At 54.2% G+C, this 22,997-nt stretch carries 28 protein-coding genes; 3 read left to right on the top strand and 25 right to left on the bottom strand.

Translation table 11 applies throughout. From position 1 onward, the window contains the following. Positions 1 to 73: 73 nt before the first annotated feature. Together ruvA and ruvC are read right to left on the bottom strand one after the other, a co-directional pair. Positions 74 to 676: a Holliday junction branch migration protein RuvA gene (gene ruvA, locus ACRQV7_RS02870; RefSeq protein WP_444659375.1), complete on the bottom strand. Its 603-nt coding sequence runs from the start codon at positions 674 to 676 to the stop codon at positions 74 to 76. A 21-nt stretch (positions 677 to 697) separates the two neighbouring features. Beyond that, positions 698 to 1,213, bottom strand: coding sequence for a crossover junction endodeoxyribonuclease RuvC (gene ruvC, locus ACRQV7_RS02865; RefSeq protein WP_444659374.1), 516 nt, complete (start codon positions 1,211 to 1,213; stop codon positions 698 to 700). A 294-nt stretch (positions 1,214 to 1,507) separates the two neighbouring features. Between ruvC and pap the strand changes: the two genes are divergently transcribed. Together pap and ACRQV7_RS02855 are read left to right on the top strand one after the other, a co-directional pair. Continuing rightward, on the top strand, positions 1,508 to 3,004 hold the full coding sequence (gene pap / locus ACRQV7_RS02860) for a polyphosphate:AMP phosphotransferase (RefSeq protein WP_444659373.1): 1,497 nt from the start codon (positions 1,508 to 1,510) through the stop codon (positions 3,002 to 3,004). A 15-nt stretch (positions 3,005 to 3,019) separates the two neighbouring features. Continuing rightward, positions 3,020 to 3,886, top strand: coding sequence for a GNAT family N-acetyltransferase (locus tag ACRQV7_RS02855; protein ID WP_444659372.1), 867 nt, complete (start codon positions 3,020 to 3,022; stop codon positions 3,884 to 3,886). A gap of 66 nt (positions 3,887 to 3,952) precedes the next feature. Here ACRQV7_RS02855 and ACRQV7_RS02850 read toward each other — a convergent pair whose 3' ends face one another. The 15 genes from ACRQV7_RS02850 to ACRQV7_RS02780 form a co-directional block, all read right to left on the bottom strand. Next, positions 3,953 to 4,384: a threonine/serine exporter family protein gene (locus ACRQV7_RS02850; protein ID WP_275715986.1), complete on the bottom strand. Its 432-nt coding sequence runs from the start codon at positions 4,382 to 4,384 to the stop codon at positions 3,953 to 3,955. 4 nt (positions 4,385 to 4,388) lie between these two features. Beyond that, the gene (locus tag ACRQV7_RS02845; protein ID WP_444659371.1) at positions 4,389 to 5,153 is read right to left on the bottom strand and encodes a threonine/serine exporter family protein; all 765 of its coding nucleotides are present in this window, start codon (positions 5,151 to 5,153) and stop codon (positions 4,389 to 4,391) included. 201 nt (positions 5,154 to 5,354) lie between these two features. Then, positions 5,355 to 5,621, bottom strand: coding sequence for a hypothetical protein (locus ACRQV7_RS02840; RefSeq protein ID WP_444659370.1), 267 nt, complete (start codon positions 5,619 to 5,621; stop codon positions 5,355 to 5,357). A 155-nt stretch (positions 5,622 to 5,776) separates the two neighbouring features. Beyond that, the gene (locus ACRQV7_RS02835) at positions 5,777 to 6,721 is read right to left on the bottom strand and encodes a transketolase family protein (protein ID WP_444659369.1); all 945 of its coding nucleotides are present in this window, start codon (positions 6,719 to 6,721) and stop codon (positions 5,777 to 5,779) included. A 1-nt stretch (position 6,722) separates the two neighbouring features. Next, positions 6,723 to 7,568, bottom strand: a complete 846-nt coding sequence (locus ACRQV7_RS02830; protein ID WP_444659368.1) for a transketolase — start codon at positions 7,566 to 7,568, stop codon at positions 6,723 to 6,725. Between the two features lie 40 nt (positions 7,569 to 7,608). Further along, positions 7,609 to 8,790, bottom strand: a complete 1,182-nt coding sequence (locus tag ACRQV7_RS02825; protein ID WP_444659367.1) for an iron-containing alcohol dehydrogenase — start codon at positions 8,788 to 8,790, stop codon at positions 7,609 to 7,611. A 346-nt stretch (positions 8,791 to 9,136) separates the two neighbouring features. Continuing rightward, positions 9,137 to 9,616 carry a DUF4489 domain-containing protein gene (locus ACRQV7_RS02820; protein ID WP_444659365.1) on the bottom strand — a complete coding sequence of 160 codons (480 nt, stop codon included), beginning with the start codon at positions 9,614 to 9,616 and terminating at the stop codon, positions 9,137 to 9,139. Positions 9,617 to 9,735: 119 nt separating this feature from the next. After that, positions 9,736 to 10,800, bottom strand: coding sequence for an acyltransferase family protein (locus tag ACRQV7_RS02815; protein ID WP_444659364.1), 1,065 nt, complete (start codon positions 10,798 to 10,800; stop codon positions 9,736 to 9,738). A gap of 75 nt (positions 10,801 to 10,875) precedes the next feature. Beyond that, positions 10,876 to 11,358, bottom strand: coding sequence for a divergent PAP2 family protein (locus ACRQV7_RS02810; RefSeq protein WP_444659363.1), 483 nt, complete (start codon positions 11,356 to 11,358; stop codon positions 10,876 to 10,878). A gap of 191 nt (positions 11,359 to 11,549) precedes the next feature. Next, complete coding sequence (locus ACRQV7_RS02805) at positions 11,550 to 11,996, bottom strand: Lrp/AsnC family transcriptional regulator (protein ID WP_444660199.1); 447 nt, start codon at positions 11,994 to 11,996, stop codon at positions 11,550 to 11,552. A 60-nt stretch (positions 11,997 to 12,056) separates the two neighbouring features. Then, positions 12,057 to 12,803: a copper homeostasis protein CutC gene (locus ACRQV7_RS02800; protein ID WP_444659361.1), complete on the bottom strand. Its 747-nt coding sequence runs from the start codon at positions 12,801 to 12,803 to the stop codon at positions 12,057 to 12,059. An 82-nt stretch (positions 12,804 to 12,885) separates the two neighbouring features. Beyond that, the gene (locus tag ACRQV7_RS02795; protein ID WP_444659360.1) at positions 12,886 to 14,274 is read right to left on the bottom strand and encodes an aspartate ammonia-lyase; all 1,389 of its coding nucleotides are present in this window, start codon (positions 14,272 to 14,274) and stop codon (positions 12,886 to 12,888) included. A gap of 330 nt (positions 14,275 to 14,604) precedes the next feature. Then, positions 14,605 to 15,048, bottom strand: coding sequence for an aspartate carbamoyltransferase regulatory subunit (locus ACRQV7_RS02790; protein ID WP_444659358.1), 444 nt, complete (start codon positions 15,046 to 15,048; stop codon positions 14,605 to 14,607). Then, positions 15,041 to 15,961, bottom strand: coding sequence for an aspartate carbamoyltransferase (gene pyrB / locus ACRQV7_RS02785; protein ID WP_444659357.1), 921 nt, complete (start codon positions 15,959 to 15,961; stop codon positions 15,041 to 15,043). Before pyrB ends, ACRQV7_RS02790 begins: the two co-directional genes overlap by 8 nt. Before the next feature lie 363 nt (positions 15,962 to 16,324). After that, entirely contained in the window at positions 16,325 to 16,552 is a 228-nt protein-coding gene (locus ACRQV7_RS02780) for a hypothetical protein (RefSeq protein WP_444659356.1), read from the bottom strand. A gap of 234 nt (positions 16,553 to 16,786) precedes the next feature. Between ACRQV7_RS02780 and ACRQV7_RS02775 the strand changes: the two genes are divergently transcribed. Further along, on the top strand, positions 16,787 to 17,257 hold the full coding sequence (locus tag ACRQV7_RS02775; RefSeq protein ID WP_444659355.1) for a pyridoxamine 5'-phosphate oxidase family protein: 471 nt from the start codon (positions 16,787 to 16,789) through the stop codon (positions 17,255 to 17,257). Between the two features lie 2 nt (positions 17,258 to 17,259). Here the strand turns inward: ACRQV7_RS02775 and ACRQV7_RS02770 are convergent, their stop codons facing one another. From ACRQV7_RS02770 to ACRQV7_RS02735, 8 genes are read right to left on the bottom strand one after another with little or no spacing between them, the layout of a single operon-like run. Next, positions 17,260 to 17,625, bottom strand: a complete 366-nt coding sequence (locus tag ACRQV7_RS02770; RefSeq protein ID WP_444659354.1) for a DUF4180 domain-containing protein — start codon at positions 17,623 to 17,625, stop codon at positions 17,260 to 17,262. A gap of 46 nt (positions 17,626 to 17,671) precedes the next feature. Next, the gene (gene cobI / locus ACRQV7_RS02765) at positions 17,672 to 18,412 is read right to left on the bottom strand and encodes a precorrin-2 C(20)-methyltransferase (protein ID WP_444659353.1); all 741 of its coding nucleotides are present in this window, start codon (positions 18,410 to 18,412) and stop codon (positions 17,672 to 17,674) included. A gap of 17 nt (positions 18,413 to 18,429) precedes the next feature. Further along, positions 18,430 to 19,197, bottom strand: a complete 768-nt coding sequence (locus tag ACRQV7_RS02760) for an ABC transporter ATP-binding protein (protein ID WP_444659352.1) — start codon at positions 19,195 to 19,197, stop codon at positions 18,430 to 18,432. Then, on the bottom strand, positions 19,190 to 20,197 hold the full coding sequence (locus ACRQV7_RS02755; RefSeq protein ID WP_444659351.1) for a FecCD family ABC transporter permease: 1,008 nt from the start codon (positions 20,195 to 20,197) through the stop codon (positions 19,190 to 19,192). The genes ACRQV7_RS02760 and ACRQV7_RS02755 overlap by 8 nt, the downstream gene beginning before the upstream one ends. Next, positions 20,184 to 21,110, bottom strand: coding sequence for an ABC transporter substrate-binding protein (locus tag ACRQV7_RS02750; RefSeq protein WP_444659350.1), 927 nt, complete (start codon positions 21,108 to 21,110; stop codon positions 20,184 to 20,186). The genes ACRQV7_RS02755 and ACRQV7_RS02750 overlap by 14 nt, the downstream gene beginning before the upstream one ends. Positions 21,111 to 21,136: 26 nt before the next feature. After that, entirely contained in the window at positions 21,137 to 21,916 is a 780-nt protein-coding gene (locus tag ACRQV7_RS02745) for a sirohydrochlorin cobaltochelatase (protein WP_444659349.1), read from the bottom strand. Next, positions 21,913 to 22,230, bottom strand: coding sequence for an energy-coupling factor ABC transporter substrate-binding protein (locus ACRQV7_RS02740; RefSeq protein ID WP_444659348.1), 318 nt, complete (start codon positions 22,228 to 22,230; stop codon positions 21,913 to 21,915). Before ACRQV7_RS02740 ends, ACRQV7_RS02745 begins: the two co-directional genes overlap by 4 nt. 1 nt (position 22,231) lies before the next feature. Further along, positions 22,232 to 22,981: an energy-coupling factor ABC transporter permease gene (locus ACRQV7_RS02735; protein ID WP_444659347.1), complete on the bottom strand. Its 750-nt coding sequence runs from the start codon at positions 22,979 to 22,981 to the stop codon at positions 22,232 to 22,234. Between the last annotated feature and the right edge of the window lie 16 nt (positions 22,982 to 22,997).

The raw sequence follows: 22,997 nt of genomic DNA, 5'->3' as shown, positions 1-22,997 counted from the left end.
TTGTCTTCGTAATTCAACTTCCGGTTCTCCCTCCTTCTGCATTTCGGGGATTCCCTTATTTATTCACTTATTTTTATTTCATTCCGCCGCCCATCGCCTTCAGCGACTGGCGGATGAGCTCCTCCGCCGGCAGGGCGCTGTCAAAGCGCCCGACCACCGCCGCGGCGTCCGTGGGCGAATAGCCGAGCACTGTGAGCGCGTTGACCGCCGCGGCCGCGTTGGACGAAGCGGAAACGATTCCCGCGGGGATAAACGCCGCACTGCCGGTCTGCATTCCCTTTACCTTGTCTTTCAGCTCCAGCGTAATGCGCTGCGCGAGCTTCGCGCCCACCCCGCTCGCGCGGGTAAGGGCCTTGCTGTCCCCGGTGGCGACCGCCATGGCGACCTGTTCCGGGGCAAGCTCGGAAAGAATCGCGAGGCCGGCCTTCGGGCCGACTCCGCTGACGCCCGTGAGCATTTTAAAGCAGTTCAGCTCGCCCAAAGTCGCAAAGCCGAAAAGGTCCAGCGCGTCCTCGCGCACGTTCAGGTGCGTGTACAGCGTGGCCTGCTCCCCAAGGGCGGGCAGCGTGCGCTGGGTGCTGAGCGTCGTCAGGCACTTGAAGCCGACCCCGCCGCACTCCACCACCGCAAGCCCCGGCTCCATATGGATTAACTTTCCCTTTAAACTGTAGAACATTTTCCTGCTCCTGTTTTTCCTTTATTTGAAACAGTCCGAACGGGTCAGCATCCGCCGGCGGAAAACGGAACCCGCCGCCTGCCCGTGGCAGATCGCCATGGCAAGCGCGTCCGCGGTATCGTCCGGCTTCGGCACCTCTTTCAGGCAGAGCAGCCGTCTGGTCATCTCCATCACCTGCGGCTTCATCGCCTGCCCGTAGCCGGTGACCGCCATTTTTACCTGCAGCGGCGTATACTCAAAAACCTCGATCTTCGCCTTCTGTGCCGCAAGAAGGATGACGCCCCTGGCCTCCGCCACGCCGATGGCCGTTTTCTGATTGTTCTGAAAATACAGCTTTTCTATGGCTACGGCTTCGGGCCTCCAATGATCGATTACCTTTTCCAGCGAATCGTAAATGATTTCCAGACGGCGGTTGAAATCCTCTCCCGCCTTCGTGACGACCGCGCCGTGCTCCAGCGGCTGGAACCTGCCGCAGTCCGCGCGGATGACTCCGTAGCCCACAATGGCGTATCCGGGGTCTATTCCGAGTATGATCATGCTTTCCGCCCCCTGTTCCGCCGGTTTTCGTGCCGCCGGCGTATACCGCGCCATTGCCGGGGCAACCCATAATATCCGTTTATATCACAGGCGCAACGCGCCGTTGTGGGTATATGATAAATTGGCAAAGCCGGTTATCATAGCCGCTTTGCGGTTATTATACCACATACGCACTCAATAGTGAAGGGCAACCGGGCACTTTCCCGGCGGGCGTTTATCGGTAATTTCGTCAAAGTTATATTTGTTTTTGATGAATTTTAGTATATAATCAGTATAAAGGCAGGAGGTGTCCCTATGCTGGAAAAAGCAGACAAGAAAACGGAAATATCCGAAAAAGACGGCAAGCAGCGCGCAAAGGAGCTGAAAGCGGCGCTGGCCGCCCTGCAGCAGCCGATCAAGCAGAACAAGCTGCCGGTCATCATTCTTTTCGAGGGCTGGGGCGCGGCCGGAAAAGGCAGCCTGATTTCCAGCCTGATTCTGAATTTCGACCCTCGCGGGTTCAAGGTGCATTCCGTTACGGAGCCGTCGGAACGGGAAAAGCGGGAACCGCTTTTGTGGCGGCACTGGCTGACGATCCCCGAACAGGGCAAAATTTCCGTGCTCGACCGAAGCTGGTACCGGGACGTTTCGGTCGCGAAGCTGGAGGACGGCGTCAGCGACGCGGAAAACCTGCGCCGTATGGACGATATCAAGACCTTTGAGCGCCAGCTGACGGACAGCGGATATCTGATCATTAAATTTTTTCTGCACATCGGTAAAAAGGAGCAGAAGAAACGGTTTGAACAGCTGGAAAGCTCCAAAAACACGGCATGGCGTGTGACGGAGACCGACTGGAAACGCAACCGCCGGTACGAGGATTATTATCAGGTGTTCGACGAGATGCTGGAATACACCTCCACGGAAAACGCGCCGTGGCACGTCGTCCCCTGTACGGATAAAACCGCCGCGGAGCTGGAGATTTTCCGCACCGTCGTCGTCGACTGCATCAACGCCGCCCTGAAGCCCCAGTCAAAAGCCGCGCCGGCCGTTTCCAACGAAAATCCGGCCGTCGATCCGGGAAATTTTCCGCTGCTGCCGATGCCGAAGCTCGCGGAAATCCCCCTCGACAAAACGCTGGATGAAAAAAGGTACAAGCCCCGCCTGCGCGGGCTTCAGGACGAGCTGAGCGCGCTGCACGGAAAGCTGTACCGGAAGAAAGTACCCGTCGTCATCGTCTACGAGGGATGGGACGCCGCCGGAAAGGGCGGGAATATCCGCCGCCTTGCGCAGGCGCTCGACCCGAGAGGCTACGAGGTGGTCCCCATCGCGGCGCCGAGCCGGGAGGAGGCCGCCCGCCACTACCTGTGGCGTTTCTGGAAAAACCTGCCCAAGGACGGACACATCGCGGTGTTCGACCGTTCCTGGTACGGGCGCGTCATGGTGGAACGGATCGAAGGCTTCTGTACGGCGGAGGACTGGCAAAGGGCGTACCGTGAAATCAACGAGTTTGAGGACCAGCTTCACGACTGGGGCGCGGTGATCGTCAAATTCTGGCTGCAAATCGACAAAGACGAACAGCTGAAACGCTTTCAGGATCGGCAGGACACGCCGTCCAAGCAGTGGAAAATCACGGACGAGGACTGGCGCAACCGCTCCAAATGGGAAGAGTATGAAACCGCCGTCAACGACATGCTGCGGTACACCTCGACCCCGTTCGCCCCCTGGCACATCATTGAATCCCAGGATAAAAAATACGGACGCATCCAGACGCTGGAAATCATCACCGGCGCGATACGGGAGCGGTTTGAATAAAAAACAACAAAAGGTGTGATAGAGATCGAGAACATACTGCAAACCAACCTGCTGACCGAAGAACAAGTGCGGCAAGTACGGGAGCTGGAAACAATCTGTCAGGAGCACGAGGGGCTGAAACGCGCCGTATTCCTGTCCGGTGAGCTCAATCTTGACCCCCGCGCCGACTGCTTTTATCTGTCGTACGAGGGAGACCGGCTCATTGCTTTCCTGTCCCTCTTTATGATATTGGAGGGGGAAGCGGAGGTTTCGGCGTACACGCTGCCCAAATTCCGGCAAAGGGGCGCTTTCACTCTGCTGTTCCAAAAAGCCGCGCAAACACTTGCCAAACAGGGAATCCACCGGGTGCTTTTCGTACACGAGCCCCGCGGCGCGGACGCAAAACGCGTATTGGAAACGCTTGCGGCCGTTCCTTCCCATTCGGAATATTTACTGGCGTTTGACCGCGCCAAGTTCCGCAAACCGGCCGGTACCCTCCGGCTGGAAACTCCCTGCGAGGCGGATATCCCCCGGTTGGCCGCGCTGGATTCCGAGCTGTTTGGCGACAGTCTGGAAGAATCCGTGTCCATTATGAAAAAAGCGCTGCAGTCCCCCGCAATGAACGTTTATTCCGCTTTTTTGGGAAACGAACCGATCGGAATGTGCAACGTCAGCACGGAAAACGGAAACCGTTCCATTTTCGGACTCGGCATCGTACCGAAATACCAGGGCAAAGGCTACGGGCGCGAAACGCTGAGCCTGCTGCTGGAACGGCTGATACCGCGGGACGGAAAGATTACGCTGGAGGTCGCCAGCACCAACCGCGCTGCCTATCAGCTGTACATAACAAGCGGATTTGATACGGAAACGCAGTATGATTATGATCTGCTGACGCTCCATTAAAATAAGAAAACCGGGCGCGGCGGGATGAATGGATCAGCATCCCGCCGCGCCGCATTTTAAACCCTTTTATTTTTGTGTTACCACCGTCGTCCACAGCCTGACAATGGAGGAAACCAGCAGGATTCCCATTGCCAGCGCACCGGCAATGCCCAGCGTGTGCAGCCCGGTTTCAATAAACATGGAGTTGTTTCCGATGACGCAGTATTCCATGGTATAATAAATGCCGCCCCCCGGCACCATGGGAAGAAGCGCGACGAGCAGAAAACCCGTCACCGGCATTTTGAGAATCCTCGCCATCATTTCGGCGTAGACGGAAATCGCGATCGTCGCGATAAAATACTGCATGATATCGTTTTGGACAGGACTGCTCAGCAGATAGAAAACCCAGCCGATCCCGCCGCCGACCGACGCAAAAATCAAGGTTTTTCCACGAAGGTTCATCACGGCCCCGAAGGGAACGCAGGCGCAGAACGCCCAAAGGCACGGTAAAAAATTCATGATGCTATACCCCCCATATCATGCGCGTTATCGTGAGCGCAATGCCCGCCCCGATGGCGATCGCGGTGGCGACCAGCATGCTTTCCGTAAAGCGGATCAGCCCCGCCATCAGGTCCCCGGCAATCAGGTCGCGCATAAAGCTGGTAATGGCGATTCCGGGGACAAGGTTCATCAGCGCGCCGATGATGACCTTATCCGTATCCAGCGCGAAATTGAACTGCGCCGCTATCATCGCGAGCGCCGCGGCCGCAAAGCTGGCGACGATATTCACGAAAAAGGGGTTGGCGTGAAAACGGTTCATATGATGACACACGATTTTAATGGCCGCGCCGCAGAGCATAGCCCAATACGCGTCGGTAAAATCCCCGCCGTAAAACAGCGTAAAGAAAAACGCAACCATCGCAAACGCGAGAACCTGAAACAGCAGCCCGTAAACCGGGCGGCGCTCGATCTGATCCAGTTCGCGGCGCACCGCTTGAAAATCCGGGCGGTCGCGGCAGATCCGGCGGCAAAGGTCGTTTCCCCTTTCCACCTTGTCAAGATTGGTTCCCCGCACGGGGATACGCCGGATCAGGGTAACCGGCTTGCCCGCCGGCGTGGTGATGGTCACATTGATACAGGTGGGGATGGCAAAAATTTCACCCGTATTGACCCCGTAAGCGCGGAAAATACGCTGCATGGATTCCTCCACACGGTAAATTTCGGCGCCGTTTGCCAGCAGAAGGCAGCCCACGTCGGCGGTAAGCGTAATCAGATCGTCATAATTCATTCACAACACCCTTTGAAAATATCTTCCCATTTGAAACCGATTGTATTCTATCATATTTTCGGGGACCAAACAATATGAACAGAGGCGGCCGGAAATTCCGGCCGCCTCAACTGAAGTTACAGCAATTCCATTTCAGTTTGCGAAATAAAACAGGTTCCTCCCCCGCCTTCGGCGGGGGAGGAACCCAACCTTGTTACAGAATCAACCGGAAATGCCGATAAGGTGCTTTGCGTAATCATAATCCTGTTTTTTGACCAAAATCCTGTAATAATCCTGAATTGCCGGCGCCCCCCTTGACAGGCTTGCATTTCTTCCATCCAAATTATTCAGAGACACCATGAGCGAATTATTTTGGATTTTTGTCTTAAACAGGATATTTGCATTTTTGAGAAGAGACTGCTTTTCTAAATAGTCCTGGTAATCCATGCTTACATAAAGTTCCTGCCAACCCAAGTCGAATAATGACATCAGAGTCACCCTTTCCTATTAATCATCACATTCGCCAATTTCCTTTATTATAATATTGCAAAATATAATTGTATACTCCTTCTTATTTTTAATGACGCACAAAAGGGCGGCCGGAAATTCCGGCCGCCCTCGCACATTGATAATCTGACTTCGTGTTATTTCTGAAGCGCTTTCTTTGTCACCTCGACAATATGGCCGGCGTTCAGGCCGAACTCGTCCAGCAGGTCGACCGCCGGGCCGGAATGGCCGTAGACGTCGTTCACACCGATCTTGATCACCGGAACGGGGAACGCTTCGCAGACAGCGCCGCACACCGCGTCGCCCAGTCCGCCGATGACGTTGTGCTCCTCGACGGTGATGATTTTCCCGGTCTCCTTCGCGGCCTTGACAATCAGCTCGCGGTCAAGCGGCTTGATCGTATGGATGTTGATGAGCCGTGCGTCGATGCCCTGCTCCTCCAGTGTTTTGACCGCTTTCAGCGCACGGGAAACCATCAGGCCGGTGGCCACGATGGTGATATCCCTGCCGTCGCGCAGGGTGACGCCCTTTCCCAGCTCAAACCGGTAGTCGTCGGCGTTGTTGAAGCTCTCCACCGCCAGCCTGCCGAGGCGGAGATAGACCGGGCCGTGATGCTCGATCGCCGCTTTGACGGCGGCCTTCATTTCATAATGATCGGCCGGATTGAGCACGACCATACCGGGGATCGTCCGCATCAGCGCGATATCCTCGTTGCACTGATGGGTCGCACCGTCCTCGCCGACGGAAATGCCCGCGTGCGAACCGACGATTTTGACGTTCAGTTTCGGGTATCCGACGGAATTGCGCACCTGCTCAAAGGCGCGGCCCGCCGAAAACATCGCAAAGGAAGTGGCGAACGGGATCTTCCCGCAGGTTGCGAGGCCCGCGGCCACGCCCACCATGTTGCACTCCGAAATGCCGCAGTCGATAAAGCGGTCCGGACAGGCTTTTTTGAATACACCCGTCTTCGTTGCCGCGGCAAGGTCGGCGTCCAGCACAACCACCTGCGGATATTTTTCAGACAGCTCCGCCAACGCTTCGCCGTAGCTTTCTCTTGTTGCCTTTTTTACCATTTCTGCCATATTATTCCGCCTCCAATCCGGACAGTACCCTGTTCAAGTCCTGCATTGCCGTTTCATACTGTTCCGCGTTCGGGGCGGTGCCGTGCCAGCCCACCTGATTTTCCATAAAGGACACGTCTTTTCCTTTGACGGTCTTTGCAATAATCGCGCTCGGCCTGCCTTTGACGGTCCTTGCGTGATGGAACGCAGCTTCTATTTCGTCAAAATCGTGTCCGTTGATGACCTGAACGTCAAAGCCAAAGGAACGGAATTTTTCATCGATCGGCTCCGGTCCGCCAACCTCGGCGACGGAACCGTCGATCTGCAGTCCGTTGTTGTCCACAATCAGGCAGAGGTTGTCCAGCTTGTGGTGGGCCGCAAACATGGCCGCTTCCCAGACCTGGCCCTCTTCGATTTCGCCGTCTCCCAGAATGGAGTACACGCGGTAGTCCTTATGATCCATTTTCCCGGCGGCGGCCATGCCGCAGGCGGCGGAAACGCCCTGCCCGAGCGATCCGGTGCTCATATCGACACCGGGGGTCCCCTTCATATCCGGATGTCCCTGAAGCATGGCGCCGATATGGCGCAGCTTCTTCATTTCCTCCATCGGGAAATAGCCCCTCAGAGCCAGGGTCGCGTACAGTCCCGGGGCGCAGTGCCCCTTGGAAAGCACAAAGCGGTCCCTGTTTTCCTCTTTCGGATTTTTGGGGTCGATTTTCATTTCCTTAAAATACAGGTAGGTGAAAAGGTCGGCCGCCGAAAGGCTTCCGCCCGGATGCCCCGATTTCGCGTTGTATACGCCCTCGATCGCTCCCATCCTCACTTTGCACGCCAGTTTCTGCAATTGATTTTTTTCCGTTTTGTTCATATATATTCCTCCCTTAGGTAGTCTTACCGAGTGTCCCGATTCAGCGGTTTGCCATTTTGTAAATCCGGAAAACGTCGTCGCGGCCCAGCACCCTGAACCCTCCGACCTTGCGCTTGCCAAAGAACACGCAGCTGTCCGCCATCTGCCCCAGAACCTCGTCGCTCTGCACGCCGATTCCAAGCTCCGTAAAGCAGGTGGGCATCTGCAGCGAAGCAAAGAAGGCGACCGTTCTGTCAATCGCAGCGTTGGCCGTTTCTTCGGCGCTGTTCCCATGGATTCCCCATACCTTTTCCGCAAAACGCACAAAGCGCTCGGGCTTTGTCCGATAGCAGTATCTTGCCCAGGAACCCCAGACCGCGGAAAGGCTGGCGCCATGCGCCACGTCGAATCTTCCGCTCAGCTCATGCCCAAGCTGATGCGGGGCAAAATCAATCACCGCGCCAAGGCCGGTCAATCCGTTGTGGGAAAGGCTGCCACACCACATCAGTTCGCTCATCGCGCCGTAGTCGCGGGGATTCTCCTTCGCGGCGGTTCCGTTTCTGATCACTACGCGCAGAAGGGCTTCCGCGATCTCATCCGTGAGCTCGTTTCCCTCCGTCAGCGTAAAATAGCGGTCCATCGTATGCATCATGATATCCACGATTCCGCAGGAAAGCTGGAACGGCGGAAGCGTGTAGGTCAGCTCCGGATTCATAATGGCGAATTTGGGCCGGTTAAACGGCGTATTCAATCCGCGTTTTTCCCCCGCTTCCCAATTGGTAAGCACCGCCGAATCGCTGGTTTCGCTCCCCGCGGCGGAAATGGTCAGAATCGCGCCGACGGGGCTGCTTTTGGTAAGCACGGCCTGTTTTGTCCAGAAAAGCCAGAGATCGGTATCCGGATTTGCAACGCCGTGGGCGATCGCCTTCGCCGTATCGATCACGCTGCCGCCGCCGACGCCCAAAATAAAGTCCGCGCCGAACTCCTTCGCCTTCCTGACGCCGTCCCTGGCAAAAGAAAGCCGGGGATTGGGAACGACCCCTCCGACGGAAAGGAACGGCAGGCCCCCTTCTTTTAGCGTTTTCTCCACGCGCTCCAAAAGGCCGCTTTTTACCACGCTGTTTCCGCCGTAAACAACAAGGACGCGCGTGCCGCCGTGCTTTTTAATTTCATCGGCGGCCTGCAGCTCGGTATCTTTGCCGAAAATTACTTCTGTAGGAGAATAAAATGTGAAATTTTTCATTGCTACATCCTTTCTCAGCAATTTAAAAAGGAAGTAATGCCAAACGCATTTTCAGCGTTACTTACCCATTTTGATCTATCCTATATTTTACACGATTTCCCCGTTCTGTCAAATGCTTTTCCCGCCGGAGCGGCGCGGTTTTCCGGAAGCGGACGGACCCGGAGCCGCGTAAAAATAAAAAACAGTCACCCAGTAAACTTTCGTTTAAAGGGCGGCTGTTTTACTGTTTAGTATTTCCACTTGACCTTACTTTCCGCCGCGATACGTTTCCGGCAGCACCGTGGGCGGCCGGTCACTCCGGCCGCCACTGCACGGCTGAGCGGTCAACCGCAAAACCGGCTGAAAGTTAATCCGCTACCGCAAGGACGCTGAGCACCGCGTTGCCAACCGTCGCGCCCGGCGTTACATCAATAATGGAATTGGTCGACAGTTCAACGGAATAGGTGTAGAAGCCAGGCTCCACCGCTTCATCCAGGAACTGGAAGCTGAAGGCCTCCGCCTCAAGAACATCGACAATCGTCGAGAAGGTGTACGTGGAGCCTACGCCGACAGAACCATCCCTGCCGGAACGGCGGATCTGGAAGTTCAGCGTTACGGAAATTCCGAGAGGCAAATTGATGATGCTGCTGAAATGGAGCAGATTGTTTGTAGGACCCATGCCGCTTGTGTCTATGGTGGTGGACACCACGTTAAGCGGCTCGGCAAATAATGTGGTGATAATCGGCAGTGGACCGACCCCGCCGCTTGATGCGTTTATGGCAACTTGTCTTCTTTCTGCGGAACAGGAATTCAAGGAACCACAAGCGCCACTCTGAAAGTTATACATATAATCCACCTAACATATAGTTTTGGGGAACGTTCTCCGCTTTATACTATGCTACTTTCAGGCAGTATGTACATCCCCGGACATACATTTTTGCGGGAAACCACGCTTTCCCGCCCCGCTCAGGCGGCGCGTCCGCTTTGGCCGGAGGCATAGCCCCGCAGGAATTTCAGCCCCGCGACCCAGTCGCACAGCTTCTGAAAGGCCGCGCTCCCTGTAAACGGCTGCAGCAAAAGCGCCCGGACCCGCTCCAGCAGCATGCCGGCGGCAAAAATCGCCAGAACAGAGGCCGGAATGATAGAAAGGATCTTTGCCGAATCAAAATAGAGAGAGGTGTGCAGGATTCTGGTGTAAAGGACCCCGCGCACCCAGATGTTGTCGCTGATCAGATAGACCCCGAACGTAAGCGGCGACACAAAAGAAATCATCCGGCTCACAGTCCGGTTTTCGATCGTAACCCCCCGGAAGAAAAGGAACAGAAGAATGGAGGCAAGCGTGATCGGTACGGAAACATAGGACAGAAAAGCGTCGCTGCCCGTACATTTTTTCCACGCGACAAACACGCAGCACAGAACAGCCCCCGCAAGATACCAATACGAGCTGATCTGACGGTCCCAGTAAAGCCGCAGATACGCCGCGAAGAAGTACAGGCACACCATCCATACCACATTGTAGCCGCCGTTGGTGCTCATAATGGTGAGCGGCGGAAAAAAGGCGTTCCACGAGCAGAACATGGCGCTCAGCAGAACCACCAGTATCTGCATCTGCTGTTTTGTCGCCGTCTTTACAACCATATTCAGAAAAGGAACCAGGCAGTAAAGCGCGATGTAGCTGGTCGCAAACCAGTATTTTCCCGTGATGACGGGGAAGAAGGCGCCGAACAGATGCCCCTTCGTAAGAGGCGCCAGGCCCATGGCCACAAAAATCAGATAGATGGCGGCCGATGTGGAAACGATCTGTACCAGCAAAGCGATCAGCTTCTTGATTTTAAAATCCGAACCGGCAAGATAATAGCCGCTGATCAGGACAAATCCGTTTACCCCTATGTAAGAAAATGTTTCCAGCGTCCAGACGAAAACATATCTTCCGCCGCCGGCGGGAACCGCGTCCAGCATGCCCCCGTGCCCCAGATAATGCAGGGTCACGATCATCAGCATCAACAGAATCCGCAGCAGCTCAATGCTCATATTCCGATTTTTTCTTGTATTCCCTGAGACTTGACTCAATACGGCACCCTCTCGTTTTTTACAGTCCTATGGAACTCAGCGCAGCCAGATGATCGAAACCACGGCGACGCAGACGCCCAGAACAACGCCCGCAAAAACCTCCAGCGGAGTATGACCGAGCGATTCGTTCAGCTGGCAGGCGGTGTCCTTAAGGTATTTTCCCCCGTCCGGCAGGTTGCATTTGTTTTCTTTCAGATATTCCGCAATGTCATTGATGGCCTTCGCCTGCTGTCCCGCAGCGCGCCGGACCCCCATGGCGTCATACATGACGATCACGGCAAGGGTAAAGGCAAGGGAAAAGTACGGGGAGCCAAATCCGTATTCGTGCGCCGTACCGACGGCAACGGAACATACCAGCGCGGAATGGGCGCTCGGCATTCCGCCGGATCCGGAAAGCGTTTTAAAGTCGAGCCGTTTGTTTCTGCAAAGAAAAATAATGGATTTGATCAACTGCGCCAGCATCCACGATACAATGCCGATCATAATTAAATAATTATAGGTCAAGAACCTTAATACCATCTGAAATCCCCGTCTTTCAAAATATTCGTATATCCAAAACGCCGCTCCCGGCGCCGGATATTTTCTCTCTTTACAGTGATTATTTAATTATACCATCTACCGCATTATAAAGCAAAAGCTTTTCACAAAAAAGAGCATCCGGCGGACGCTGCCGCGGGATGCTCCTCTGCTGCCGTATGGATCGGTCCGGTTTACTCCACAGGGTCCGCCGGGGCAATCCCCCTGTGAGGAACCGGAGTGGAAAAAACGATCTGGGTCTGCGTATGCCCGAACTGCTGAATCTGGCCGATAAAGGTATCCAGTTCAATTGTACTGGGAAACGCGACTTTGATCAACATGGAATAATTTCCTGTAATGCAGTTGCATTCGATCACGTTGGGACATTGCCGGATAAACGGATAAAAGACGGGTTTTTCGCTCGGAGCCACCTCCAGATTGATAAACGCAAGGATGTGATAGCCGAGCTTCACGTAGTCGACCGTAGCCGTATAGCCCTCGACCACACCGAGCTTTTCCAGCCGTTCCAGCCGGGCCGACACCGCGGGGGCGGACAGAAAAACCTCCTGCGCCAGCCGCTTCACCGATATCCTTGCATTGGACTGCAAAAGCATAATGAGTTTTCTGTCAATTTTGTCCAACATTCCACGTCCCCCCACAGCAGAAGCACAGGCGCGCCGGCCCGGAATCCGGCCGCCGCCCTACAGGCTCCTTAAAATATCCCTCACCTTTGCGATTTCGCCTGCATCCGTGCGGTAGATGATGAATTCGCTCATCAGCGGCAGGCCCATGCTGACGTCCTCCTTGCGATAGGTCATTGCACTCTCTACGTTTACCTTACCGGAAAGATGGAACGATTTCGCCCTGGTTACGGCGGCCAGCTCCGCAAGCTGCGCGCTGTTCACCCCGCTGCCGACCAGAATATCGATTTCTCCGTCCGCCTTTTCCACCAGCTGCGCGAGCAGGCGCCGTCCCTCATAGCAGCTATTCTTCTGGCCGGAAGTCAGAATCGTATTGATGTGAAGGTCCTTCGCGTCCTGCAGCGTCTGGAACGGGTCCCTGCTGACGTCGAACGCGCGGTGCAGCGTGACGCTCATGTCCCCCGCGGTTTCCATCAGTTCTTTCATCCTTGGAAGGTCGAGGCTGCCGTCCGCTTTCAGCACCCCGATGACGACGCCGTCCGCGCCGTGCTTCCGGAACATTTCAACATCTTTCCTGATGATGCTGAATTCGTCGTCCGTATAGCAAAAATCGCCGAAGCGGGGCCGGATCAGCACATTGATTTTAATGGAAACCTTTTCCCGCACCGCAAGGAACAGATTGATGTCCGGCGTGGTGCCGCCGATAATCAGGTTGGCGCACAGCTCCAGACGGTTCGCGCCGCCCGCCTGCGCGGCCATGGCGGATTCCACTGAATCGACGCAGCCCTCTAAAATGTAATCCTTCATTCCGGGTCCTCCATCCATTTTATGATGCGAAATTTCTTTTTTCATTCTAACCCCGGGGCAGGTGCCGCGTCAACCTTTTCCTTTACATTCTGGGCTGCGTCATCGTGTTCGGATTGAGGATGCTGTCCAGGCTCTGCTTTGTGAGAAGCCCGCCCTCGAGCGCGATCTCCTCCACCTGCCTGCCGGTGCGCAGCGCCTGCTTGGCGATTTCCGCGGACTTTTTGTAGCCGATATAGGGACAAAGCGCCGTCGCGATCCCTACGCTCTGCCCCAGCAGCTCCCTGCAGCGGTTTTCATTGGCGGTGATCCCCGAAACGCAGTTGTCCACAAAGGTGCCGACCGCGTTTTCCAGGGTCGTGAGCGACTCGAACAGGTTGTAAAACAAAACGGGCTCGAACGCGTTCAGCTCCATCTGCCCGGCTTCGGCGGCCATGGTGATGGCCATGTCGTTCCCGATGATATTGAACGCCACCTGGGTAACCACCTCGGGGATGACCGGGTTGACCTTTCCCGGCATAATGGAGGAACCGTTCTGCTTGGCGGGCAGGTTGATCTCCGCGATCCCCGCCTTTGGCCCGCTGGAAAGCAGACGCAGGTCGTTCGCCATTTTGGAAAGGTTGACCGCGCAGGTTTTCAGGGCGTTGGAAACCGCGACAAACCCGTCCAGATTCTGGGTGGCGTCGATGAGGTCGTGCGCCTGTTCCACCTTGATTCCGCTCAGTCTGCGGATGTTTTCCGTAATGCTTTTCAGGTATATGGGGCTGACATTGATGGCGGTCCCGACCGCCGTTCCGCCCATGTTGACGGTCTGCATTTCCTTTTCCGCTTTTTCCAGCCGCTTGATGTCGCGGTCCACCACCGACGCGTACGCGTGGAAAGACTGGCCGAGACGGATGGGAACCGCGTCCTGCAGCTGTGTGCGTCCCATTTTGACAATGCCGTCGAACTCGACCCCTTTCCTGTTCAGCGCTTTTCTCAGTCTGTCCAGCCGGGCCGTGATTTTCGGCATCAGCTTCAGCACCGTCAGCTTTGCCGCCGTGGGAAACACATCGTTTGTCGACTGGGACATATTGACATGGTCGTTGGGATGAACCAGCGAATAGTCTCCCTTGACCCCGTGCAGCAGCTCGATGGCCCGGTTCGCGATGACCTCGTTGGCGTTCATATTGGCCGACGTGCCCGCTCCGCCCTGAATCGGGTCGACGATAAACTGATCGTGCCATTTTCCCGCGATGATTTCATCGCACGCGCAGACGATCGCTTCCGCGATTTTCCGGTCCAGATTTCCCGCGTCGCGGTTGGTGACCGCCGCCGCTTTCTTTATTTCCGCTAAGCTGTTGATGAATTCGCCGTTCATGCGAAGTCCGGTAATATGAAAATTCTGTTTTGCGCGCAGGGTCTGTACGCCGTAATAGGCGTCCGAAGGGATTTCCATGCTGCCTATGGAATCGCTTTCCACTCTTGTGTCCATCCTGATTTCCTCCTGTTTCCCTCTTGCATGATGATCTGTATTCTTTACAGTATTTCCAGTTGATTCTGCACCAAGGTTGCGTTCCTCCCCCGCCTTCGGCGGGGGAGGAACGTGCTTTGTCCCGCAAACGGAAATGGAATTGCTGTAGGCCTTGTATGAGAATAGCACCGAGTAAGCATTGAGTAAACCGGGAAAAGCAAAAGAAAAATTAAATGTCAAATGAGCGGCCCGTTAGTTTATTTAACAAGTTTGTCAGCCGGATTCCCTTAGGAATGAAAAGCAGGTCCAAAACAAACCGTTCCGAACCCGCGGTGCAAAAGCACAGCCGGATTATCCCGCCGTACCCTCCGATTTATCCTGATATTCCTGCTCGCAGTAAACGCACCGGTACCGCTGGGTGTTGTCGTCGGTAAGCCGGAAAATATGGTCGATTTCTTCCTCCACGCTTGTGATGCACCTTGGATTTTTGCATTTGATCACATTTTTAAGGATTTTGGGAAGTACCAGCTGCTTCTTTTCTATAATTTTCCCATCATCAATGATGTTGACGGTAATGTTATGGTCGATGTAGCCCAAAACATCCAGGTCGATATCGACCGTACCCTCGATTTTGATAATATCCTTTTTTCCGAACTTGCTGCTCTTTGCGTTTTTAATCACGGCGACACAGCAGTCCAGATTGGACAGGTGCAGCAAATCGTAGATTTTCATGCTGCTGCCCGCGCGGATATGGTCCAGAACGATCCCTTTCTCCAAGCTGTCAATGTTAAGCATGTTCCACCTCCAGAAGCGTCATCATCAGCGCCATCCTCACATATACCCCGTTTTGAACCTGATCGAAATACGCGGCCCGCGGGTCACCGTCCACTTCCAGCGCAATTTCATTCACGCGCGGCAGCGGATGCAGAACGGCCATGTCCGGCTTCGCATTTTTCATTTTCGCCGCAGTCAGAATATAGCTGTCCTTTAACCGGATGTAATCCTCTTCGTTGAAAAAGCGTTCCTTCTGCACTCTTGTCATATAGAGAATGTCGAGCCCGGAAATCACGTCTTCTATATTCTCCACTTCCCGGTAAGGGATATTCTGCGCCTTCAGGACATTGTCGATGATGTAATCCGGCACCCGGAGCTCTTCGGGGGAAATCAGGATAAAGCGGATATCCTCGTATCTGGAAAGCGCCTTAATTAAAGAATGAACCGTACGGCCAAATTTTAAATCGCCGCACAGTCCAATTGTTAAATGATTCAATCTGTGTTTTTTCGCCCGGATCGTCATTAAATCGGTCAGCGTCTGCGTCGGATGCTGATGCCCGCCGTCGCCCGCGTTGATGACCGGGATTCTGGAATAGCCGGAAGCCCTTAACGGGGCGCCTTCCTTTGGGTGGCGGATCGCACAGATATCGGCATAACAGGATACCGCGCGGATGGTGTCGGCCACGCTTTCGCCTTTCGAGGCGGAACTGCTGTCCGCAGAAGAAAAGCCTAATACACTGCCCCCCATATTAAGCATTGCAGCTTCAAAGCTTAACCGGGTGCGTGTACTAGGCTCATAAAATAAAGTCGCTAATTTTTTTCCCGAACAGACCTGAGAATATTTCTTGGGATTCTCAGCGATCCTGTCCGCCAAATCCAAAAGCCGGTCGATTTCCGCGACCGACAGATCCAGAGGGTCGATCAAATGTCTCATAAATACCTCCATGCTTCCAATTTACCCGGATTTCCCAAAAGAAGCACACCTTGAAGCGGATTCAAAGTGTGCCTGACAAAGCATACGGATAAATTTTATTTGTTAGTATACACTACCGTTTTGCCCCTGTCTATAGAGACAATCCATAAACATATCTCTTTCAAAAATCAATTTGTTATAAAATGTATCCAATCGGCGGAGGGCCAAAATTGTTCCGCTTCATTCCGGCGAAATATTTTGCAGAAACAGGGCGTTTTTCGGCTGATTCTCTGGACAAACGAGCAGTAATCGAATAAAATAAAGTCACGCGCAGCGTCAAAAAACACCCCGCGTGACTTTTGAAAAGCTAAGAATGGCTGGAAATTACTTTTTGTTCTGCCTTGATTTCTGATTCAGCTGTTTTGCCTCTTCCGTGCCGCTTGTTCCGGAGTTGCCGGAGCTGGAACCGGAGCCGGAATTTGCAGACTGCGAATTCAGCTGTCTGGCTTCCTGAAGGGGATCAATCGAATTGGAATAACCTGACGTACTGCCCCGCTTCGCTTTCTGATTTGCCTTTTTGGCGTCCTGTAATTCTTTATTATCGTTATACATTTTTTACATCTCCTGTTTTATTGAACTTCTTAATGGAAAGTCCGAATAATATTGACTTCCGAAAGTATTTTGTCCATTGAACGGTTTTTTACAACAGGAAATGGGAAGATTTTTAAAGATTGAAATCTGAATAAAACCGGGGCATTACGATTTCATGAGCCTTTTCAGCCTGTGGGAAACCGAAAATTTCAAAAAAGTCTATAAATTGGAAAAGAAAAAACGGAGGTCGTCATTATGAGAAGAAAAGACAGGGAAATCACGGATTTGCGGAAGATCGACGGGATCATCATGGCCTGCGACTGCTGCCGGCTGGGTTTTGCCGATGAAAACGAAGTTTACATTGTTCCCCTCAATTTTGGATACGAGGTCAAAGGGGAAAAAAGGAGCTTCTATTTTCACGGGGCAAAGGAAGGCAGAAAAATCGATTTGATTAACCGGACCGGCCGCGCCGGCTTTGAGCTGGACACCAGCCACGAGGTGACCGGCGCAGAAACGGCCTGTAATTATTCCTTCCGCTACCAAAGCGTAATCGGCGACGGAACAGTCAGCATCGTCACGGACGACATGGAAAAAAGAGCCGCCCTGCAGCTGATTATGTCGCATTATTCCGAAAAAAACGACTGGGATTTCCCGGACGCCGCCATCAGGGCCGTCGCCGTCTTTAAGCTGGAGGTCAGGGAGCTGACCTGTAAGGAGCATTTATAAAGTTATGCGCCGCCGAGCTTTTCCACGGCATCCTCTTCGGTCGGTACAAAGAAAATATCTGTCCCCTGATTGCTTTCATAAATAAAGTCCCTGAGCGGTTTGCTGGTGTATTTTGAAAAATCGCCGTAGACTGCGAATTTGATATGATAATTGATGAATTTCTGCAGAATTTCTCCCGCCACACCGGAACTCAAAATAAAGAAATCGTCGGCAATCGCTTCTTTGTTGAGCGCAATGCGGCTGCATCCCGTTTCATACTGGACAGACATCATCCAGTCCAAAGCGGACTGGCCGTCGGAAATCAGCGTTTCCCCGCTGTTCACCACCGCTATTTTAACACCGTCTTTTTCTTCGATTTGGGTATTCATATACTTTCTCCTTTAAAATGTCTGTTTTGGCGATCTCTTTCCCAAGTCAGTATACATTCGTCCTTCCCGCTGTCGGGGGCAGTGTTCGCTTTGGCCTTTCCTTTACGATGACAATCGTCAGATAGCCGCTTTCCGGGTCGAGATTTTCCGCCCCGGCGCGGACGGTCTCGTTTTCCATTCCGCAGTTGGACACGGCGTAAACCTCCAGCTGATCGGCTTTTGGGAATTCCACCAGCATTTTCTTCAGCTCCGCCAGTTTTTTCCCGGATTTCATGTAAATTTTCGTTCCCTGAAGACTCAGGGTATGTCCGATATCGTAGGAAGCGGGGATAATATGGATTTCATCCCGGCTGTCACCCAGAGTGATGCCGAGCGCGGCCGCGGCCGCGCAGAAGGAGGGTACGCCGTTGATGAGGACGGCCTTACCTCCGCTTTCCAGAACCCGGCTGTGCACATAGCTGTAGGTGGAGTACACGCAGGGGTCGCCGATGGTGAGAAAAGCCACCGTTTTGTCCGCCCGCAGAAAGCCCTCTATTTTTTCATAAACCTCATCATGCGCCTTTTTTAACAGCGTTTTTTCCTTGATCATCGGAAAAGGCAGGCAGGCAATTTCCTTTTCTTCTATCTTCGGGCAGGCCTGTCTGACGATCTGATAGGCGTAGCATTCTTCCCGTTTTTCCGCCGGAAGAACGACGACATCGCTTTCCCCAATACAGCGCAGCGCCTTGATTGTCAGCAGTTCCGGGTCGCCCGGACCTACTCCGATTCCGTATAAAATTTTACTCATTGCTCCCTTTGCCCTTCCTATGGATTCTGTTCAAAATAAAAATGCTTTTTCCCCGCTTCATCCACAAAGCTTTGCGCCGTGATCTGAAAAACCTTTTCGATCATCCCGCTCGACTGGATTTCCTCCGGGGTCCCCGTTTGGACGATTTTCCCGTCCTGCATGACAATTATGGAATCCGAAACCCGCATGGCGATATCCAGATCGTGCAAAACCGTCACCACCGCTTTCCCCTGCTCTTTCAGCTGTTCCATCAGCTGCAGCAGTTCCAACTGATAGCGGATATCCAGATAAGTGGTCGGTTCGTCAAATAAAAACACGTCCGTTTCCCCCGAAAGCGCCATCGCCAGATAGACCTTCTGCCTCTGGCCGCCGGAAAGCTCGTCCACCTTCTTGTCCCGCAGCGACAGGATGCCGATTTTCTCCATCGCTTTGCGGCAGAACTCATAATCCTCTTTGCCGTAATGCCTGGGATAGGAAAGGTAGGGAAATCTGCCGTGCAGCACCATTCTGCCGACGGTGATCGCCCCGGCGGTGTGGCTTTGCGGGAGATACGAAACCTGCTGCGCAAACTCCCTGTTTCCAATTTCCTCCCTTTTTTTCCCTTTCAGGTACACGGTCCCCTCCTGCACCTCGCAGAGATGGACCGCCGCCTTCAGCAGGGTGCTTTTCCCGCTTCCGTTCGGCCCCACGATCGTGGTGATCCGGCCTTTTTCAAACTCCGTGTTAATCCCCCGGATCACCGGCACCTTTCCGTAGCCCGCGGAGACGTTCTCCAGCCTAAGCATTGCGGTTCCCCCTTTTCCGGCGGAACAGCAGCCAGACAAAAAACGGCGCGCCCACAAAGGATAGGATGATCCCCACCGGCAGCTCGAACGGGACGAAGCAGGTCCTGGCGATATAATCGCAGATCAGCAGGAACAGCGCGCCCAGAACGGCGGAGGACAGAACAAAGTATTTCGATTCCTCCCCTACAAGGAGCCTTGCGATGTGGGGAACAATCAGCCCCACAAACCCCAGAAGCCCGGCGAAGCTGACCGCCGCTCCGGACAGAACGGCCGCCAGCATTAGGAACAGAAAGCGGTAAAAGGACACCGGCAGCCCCAGCGTCTTTGCCGTTTCTTCCCCCAGCGACAGCACCTCCAGCTCGTTGTGGAACAGCAGCACCGCCAGAACGGCGACAACGACAAGGACGGACGCGTATTTCAGAACCTGGGCGTTGACTCCGTTCAATCCCCCGATTTTAAACATGTTGGCCGAAATCAGCGATTCCTCGCTGAGCGTATTGACCGCATCCGTCGCCCCGTTCAGAAAGCTGTTGATCGCGACGCCCGCAAGGACCAGCGTTATTTTGGAGGAACCGGTCTTTTTCCCGAGGTAAAAGACAAACAGAACCGTGACGAAAGCCCCTGCGAACGCGGCCGCCGGAAGGGCGGCATACGATTTCGGCAGCAGGATGCCGCACAGGACCACCGCGAATCCGGCCCCGGAGTTCACGCCGATAATATTCGGCCCGGCGAGCGGATTGTTCAACACCGTCTGGATCACGGCGCCCGCCACAGCCAGAGCCATTCCCGCAATGACGGCGCCCGCTACCCGGGGCAGACGGACATAAAGGATAATCCGTCCGGCGGCCGTCGCCTCCCGCCCGGAAAACAGCTCCCGGAAATCCGCAAGGGATATTTTTGCCGACCCGCCCAGAATGCCGATTCCCGTCATCAGCAGGAGCAGAAGCAGCATGATTGCTATTCTTTTTTGCGCCCTGACCGATTGTCTACTTTTTTCCATATAAATCGTCCGCCAATATCTGATAGCTTTCTCCCCAGCGCTTATTCGGCTTCAAATGAAACAATTCCTTCGGAAGAACATAATAATGCTTTTCCTTTACCGCCGTCAGCCCGCTCCACGCGGGATTGGAAATCAGAAGCTGATCGACCATGCCGAGCGCGGCTTCCTGGGATTCCCCCATGGTCGTCACAAAAATAAAATCCGGATCCGCGGCGACAATCGCTTCCATGCTCAGATTATCCAGAAGGCTGCCCTTTTGATCGGCGATATTCATACAGCCGAGGTCCTTCAGCATTTTCCCCGTCATGCTGTCGCTGCCTTTCGCCTTTACCCCGGTGGAATACGCCCGCAGGAACAGCACCGTGGGATGGCTTCCATCCGCTCTGGCGATCTGTTTCTGAATCTCCGCCTGCAGATCCGACACGTTTTTTTTGTACAGATCCGCCCTACCGGTGATGTCGGTCAGCGTTTTCATCATTTTCGCATAATCCTCAAAGGTTTCCACCTTGAAATAAGCGGTTTTGATCCCCGCACTTTCCAGCGTGCTTCTCAGCTTTACATGCTCCGAAATCGCGCCGGACAAAATCACGAAATCGATTTTATCCGCAATCATGCTCTCCACATTCGGGGTGTTGAGCTTCCCAAGGTTGAGCATGTCCTCTTTGATCGGAATCGTACCCTTCGCGTCGTCCGTATAGGCCGCGACGGTTCCGCCGGCCAGCTGCCAGGCGTCCGCATAGCTTGCGGACAGCACCGCCGTCTTTTTCGGGCGGTCCACCGTCACCTGAACCCCCAGATCATCGGTGAACGTAACGGCGCTCGCCGCCGAAGACGCGGACTGGGAGGAACTTACCGTATTGGGTTCTGTTTTTCCGCATCCGTAAAGAAGGCATAAGCCCAACACGAACACCATGATTTTCCCTGCTGTTTTCATACTTTTTACCCGATTACCTCTCTTAAATGGTTGATATAAAGATCGCGGATACCTTCGTATTCGCCGATTCCCTTCCGGATACATTCCGGCTCGCAGCCTGCCGCTTTCAGCTTTGACGCAAAGGAATCCTTTTCCCCCGCCATATCGTTGACCGCATGGTCGCCCGCCACCAGCATCAGCGGCAGCACCAGCACGCGCTTTCTTTTTCGCGCGGAGGCGTTCAGCTTTTGGATCACATCCGCAATGGCAACGGAGCCATCCACCGTGGCAATGTGGATTTCTTTGCCGGAACAGGCCCGCAGCTGCTTTTCCAGCTTTGCATAGCTGCCGTCCGCCTTATGCGGGGAGCCGTGCCCCATCAGGACAACGGGGTCGTCTCCCGCCGCTTCCCCGATTTCCTGCCACAGCGCTTTGGCGGCGGCGGCGTAATCGGCTTCGCTGCCCAGGAGCACGCGGGCTGTTTTTATTTCGGAAAACAGTTCCCTGCATTCTTCTATTGTACACTTCATTTTACCGTTTTCAATACCGTCTATCAAATGAGTCGGCAAAACAGCGGCGCGGGTGATTCCGTCCCGCTTCATCTGCCGCAATGTCTCCCTGACGTCGCGGATGATAATACGGTCCCTTTTTTCCAGGATACTTCTCACAATATTGCTGGAATACGCCTGATAAACGCTCCAGTCCGGGAAAGCCTCCCGGACTGTCCGAGCGATTTTTTCAATGTTTTTCTCTCTGGTTTCCCGATAAGTGGTCCCAAAGCTGACGATCAGAATTCCCTGCTTCATTCGTTCTCCTTACCGTTCGTCCATTTTTTACGTTCGACCAGGCGCCCCATCAGGAAAGCGATGATTCCGACGCCGATGCCCGTCTGCAGGCAGAACAGAAGGCTTTCCACTTCGCCCGGCAGCTCCCCGTGAATCGCGGTCTCCAATACCGGCGTGAACCAGGGCTCATAGTTCCCCGCGATTTGCTCCACCATGCCGCTGCCCGCGTCGTCGGAGCCGCCGAATTCCGCGCCCTTTAAAGCGAACAGCGGGACAAAAGCGATGAAAACCGCTGCAAGGATCAACGCGACAACCGTTTTTTTCGTCTTACTCATCTTATTTCTCCTCCATGTTCAGCTTCAGCATTGTCAGCTCCGGGATAGCGTATGTTTTCAGCGCGATCATGATCAGGACGGTCAGAATGCCCTCCAGAACGGCAAGAGGCAGCTGCGTCGGGGCAAAAACGCCGAGGAACTTCCCGGCCGACGCCATAACGCCTCCCTCCGCGGAAGGATAGGCGACCGCGAGCTGAAAGCTTGTGACGCAGTAAGTAAAGAGGTCGCCCAGAAACGCCGCCAGAAAAATGCCGAAGGAACGGTTCACTTTCAGCTTTCTGCACAGCAGGAAAATTCCGTAGCTGAGCAGCGGGCCGGCAATGGCCATGGAAAAGGTGTTGGCTCCCAGCGTGGTCAGCCCGCCGTGCGCAAGCAGAATCGCCTGAAAAATCAGGACGATGATGCCCAAGATGCCGACGGCCGTGGGCCCAAACAGAATCGCGCCCAGCCCCGTGCCAGTCATATGGGAGCAGCTGCCCGTTACGGACGGAATTTTCAGCGAGGAAATCACGAAGATAAACGCCCCCGCCATGGCGAGCAGGGTGATGTTCTTCCTGTTTTCTTTCAGCTTTTTGTTAATGGACAGGTATCCGGTCACCAAGAAGGGAATGCACAGCACTCCCCAGGCAATACAGTACCGGGGCGCAAGGTAGCCCTCCATAATGTGCATCGCGTAGGCGTTCGGAGTAATCCCCACGATACCCGACAGGATCGCCAGCGAAGCAATCCATTTTTTCTGTTTCGTTGTCATTGTTATTACCCTCTCT

Source organism: Caproiciproducens lactatisolvens (assembly GCF_052443335.1).
Classification (GTDB): domain Bacteria; phylum Bacillota; class Clostridia; order Oscillospirales; family Acutalibacteraceae; genus Caproiciproducens.
This window is presented reverse-complemented; position numbering and strand designations above follow the sequence as displayed.

Excerpts from the sequence above, each read along its gene's own strand:
- ruvA (WP_444659375.1), bottom strand. The coding sequence starts at position 676 with ATGTTCTACAGTTTAAAGGGAAAGTTAATCCATATGGAGCCGGGGCTT.
- ruvC (WP_444659374.1), bottom strand. The coding sequence starts at position 1,213 with ATGATCATACTCGGAATAGACCCCGGATACGCCATTGTGGGCTACGGA.
- pap (WP_444659373.1), top strand. The coding sequence starts at position 1,508 with ATGCTGGAAAAAGCAGACAAGAAAACGGAAATATCCGAAAAAGACGGC.
- ACRQV7_RS02850 (WP_275715986.1), bottom strand. The coding sequence starts at position 4,384 with ATGAATTTTTTACCGTGCCTTTGGGCGTTCTGCGCCTGCGTTCCCTTC.
- ACRQV7_RS02845 (WP_444659371.1), bottom strand. The coding sequence starts at position 5,153 with ATGAATTATGACGATCTGATTACGCTTACCGCCGACGTGGGCTGCCTT.
- ACRQV7_RS02840 (WP_444659370.1), bottom strand. The coding sequence starts at position 5,621 with ATGTCATTATTCGACTTGGGTTGGCAGGAACTTTATGTAAGCATGGAT.
- ACRQV7_RS02835 (WP_444659369.1), bottom strand. The coding sequence starts at position 6,721 with ATGGCAGAAATGGTAAAAAAGGCAACAAGAGAAAGCTACGGCGAAGCG.
- ACRQV7_RS02830 (WP_444659368.1), bottom strand. The coding sequence starts at position 7,568 with ATGAACAAAACGGAAAAAAATCAATTGCAGAAACTGGCGTGCAAAGTG.
- ACRQV7_RS02825 (WP_444659367.1), bottom strand. The coding sequence starts at position 8,790 with ATGAAAAATTTCACATTTTATTCTCCTACAGAAGTAATTTTCGGCAAA.
- ACRQV7_RS02820 (WP_444659365.1), bottom strand. The coding sequence starts at position 9,616 with ATGTATAACTTTCAGAGTGGCGCTTGTGGTTCCTTGAATTCCTGTTCC.
- ACRQV7_RS02815 (WP_444659364.1), bottom strand. The coding sequence starts at position 10,800 with ATGAGCATTGAGCTGCTGCGGATTCTGTTGATGCTGATGATCGTGACC.
- ACRQV7_RS02810 (WP_444659363.1), bottom strand. The coding sequence starts at position 11,358 with ATGGTATTAAGGTTCTTGACCTATAATTATTTAATTATGATCGGCATT.
- ACRQV7_RS02800 (WP_444659361.1), bottom strand. The coding sequence starts at position 12,803 with ATGAAGGATTACATTTTAGAGGGCTGCGTCGATTCAGTGGAATCCGCC.
- ACRQV7_RS02795 (WP_444659360.1), bottom strand. The coding sequence starts at position 14,274 with ATGGACACAAGAGTGGAAAGCGATTCCATAGGCAGCATGGAAATCCCT.
- ACRQV7_RS02790 (WP_444659358.1), bottom strand. The coding sequence starts at position 15,048 with ATGCTTAACATTGACAGCTTGGAGAAAGGGATCGTTCTGGACCATATC.
- pyrB (WP_444659357.1), bottom strand. The coding sequence starts at position 15,961 with ATGAGACATTTGATCGACCCTCTGGATCTGTCGGTCGCGGAAATCGAC.
- ACRQV7_RS02780 (WP_444659356.1), bottom strand. The coding sequence starts at position 16,552 with ATGTATAACGATAATAAAGAATTACAGGACGCCAAAAAGGCAAATCAG.
- ACRQV7_RS02775 (WP_444659355.1), top strand. The coding sequence starts at position 16,787 with ATGAGAAGAAAAGACAGGGAAATCACGGATTTGCGGAAGATCGACGGG.
- ACRQV7_RS02770 (WP_444659354.1), bottom strand. The coding sequence starts at position 17,625 with ATGAATACCCAAATCGAAGAAAAAGACGGTGTTAAAATAGCGGTGGTG.
- cobI (WP_444659353.1), bottom strand. The coding sequence starts at position 18,412 with ATGAGTAAAATTTTATACGGAATCGGAGTAGGTCCGGGCGACCCGGAA.
- ACRQV7_RS02760 (WP_444659352.1), bottom strand. The coding sequence starts at position 19,197 with ATGCTTAGGCTGGAGAACGTCTCCGCGGGCTACGGAAAGGTGCCGGTG.
- ACRQV7_RS02755 (WP_444659351.1), bottom strand. The coding sequence starts at position 20,197 with ATGGAAAAAAGTAGACAATCGGTCAGGGCGCAAAAAAGAATAGCAATC.
- ACRQV7_RS02750 (WP_444659350.1), bottom strand. The coding sequence starts at position 21,110 with ATGGTGTTCGTGTTGGGCTTATGCCTTCTTTACGGATGCGGAAAAACA.
- ACRQV7_RS02745 (WP_444659349.1), bottom strand. The coding sequence starts at position 21,916 with ATGAAGCAGGGAATTCTGATCGTCAGCTTTGGGACCACTTATCGGGAA.
- ACRQV7_RS02740 (WP_444659348.1), bottom strand. The coding sequence starts at position 22,230 with ATGAGTAAGACGAAAAAAACGGTTGTCGCGTTGATCCTTGCAGCGGTT.
- ACRQV7_RS02735 (WP_444659347.1), bottom strand. The coding sequence starts at position 22,981 with ATGACAACGAAACAGAAAAAATGGATTGCTTCGCTGGCGATCCTGTCG.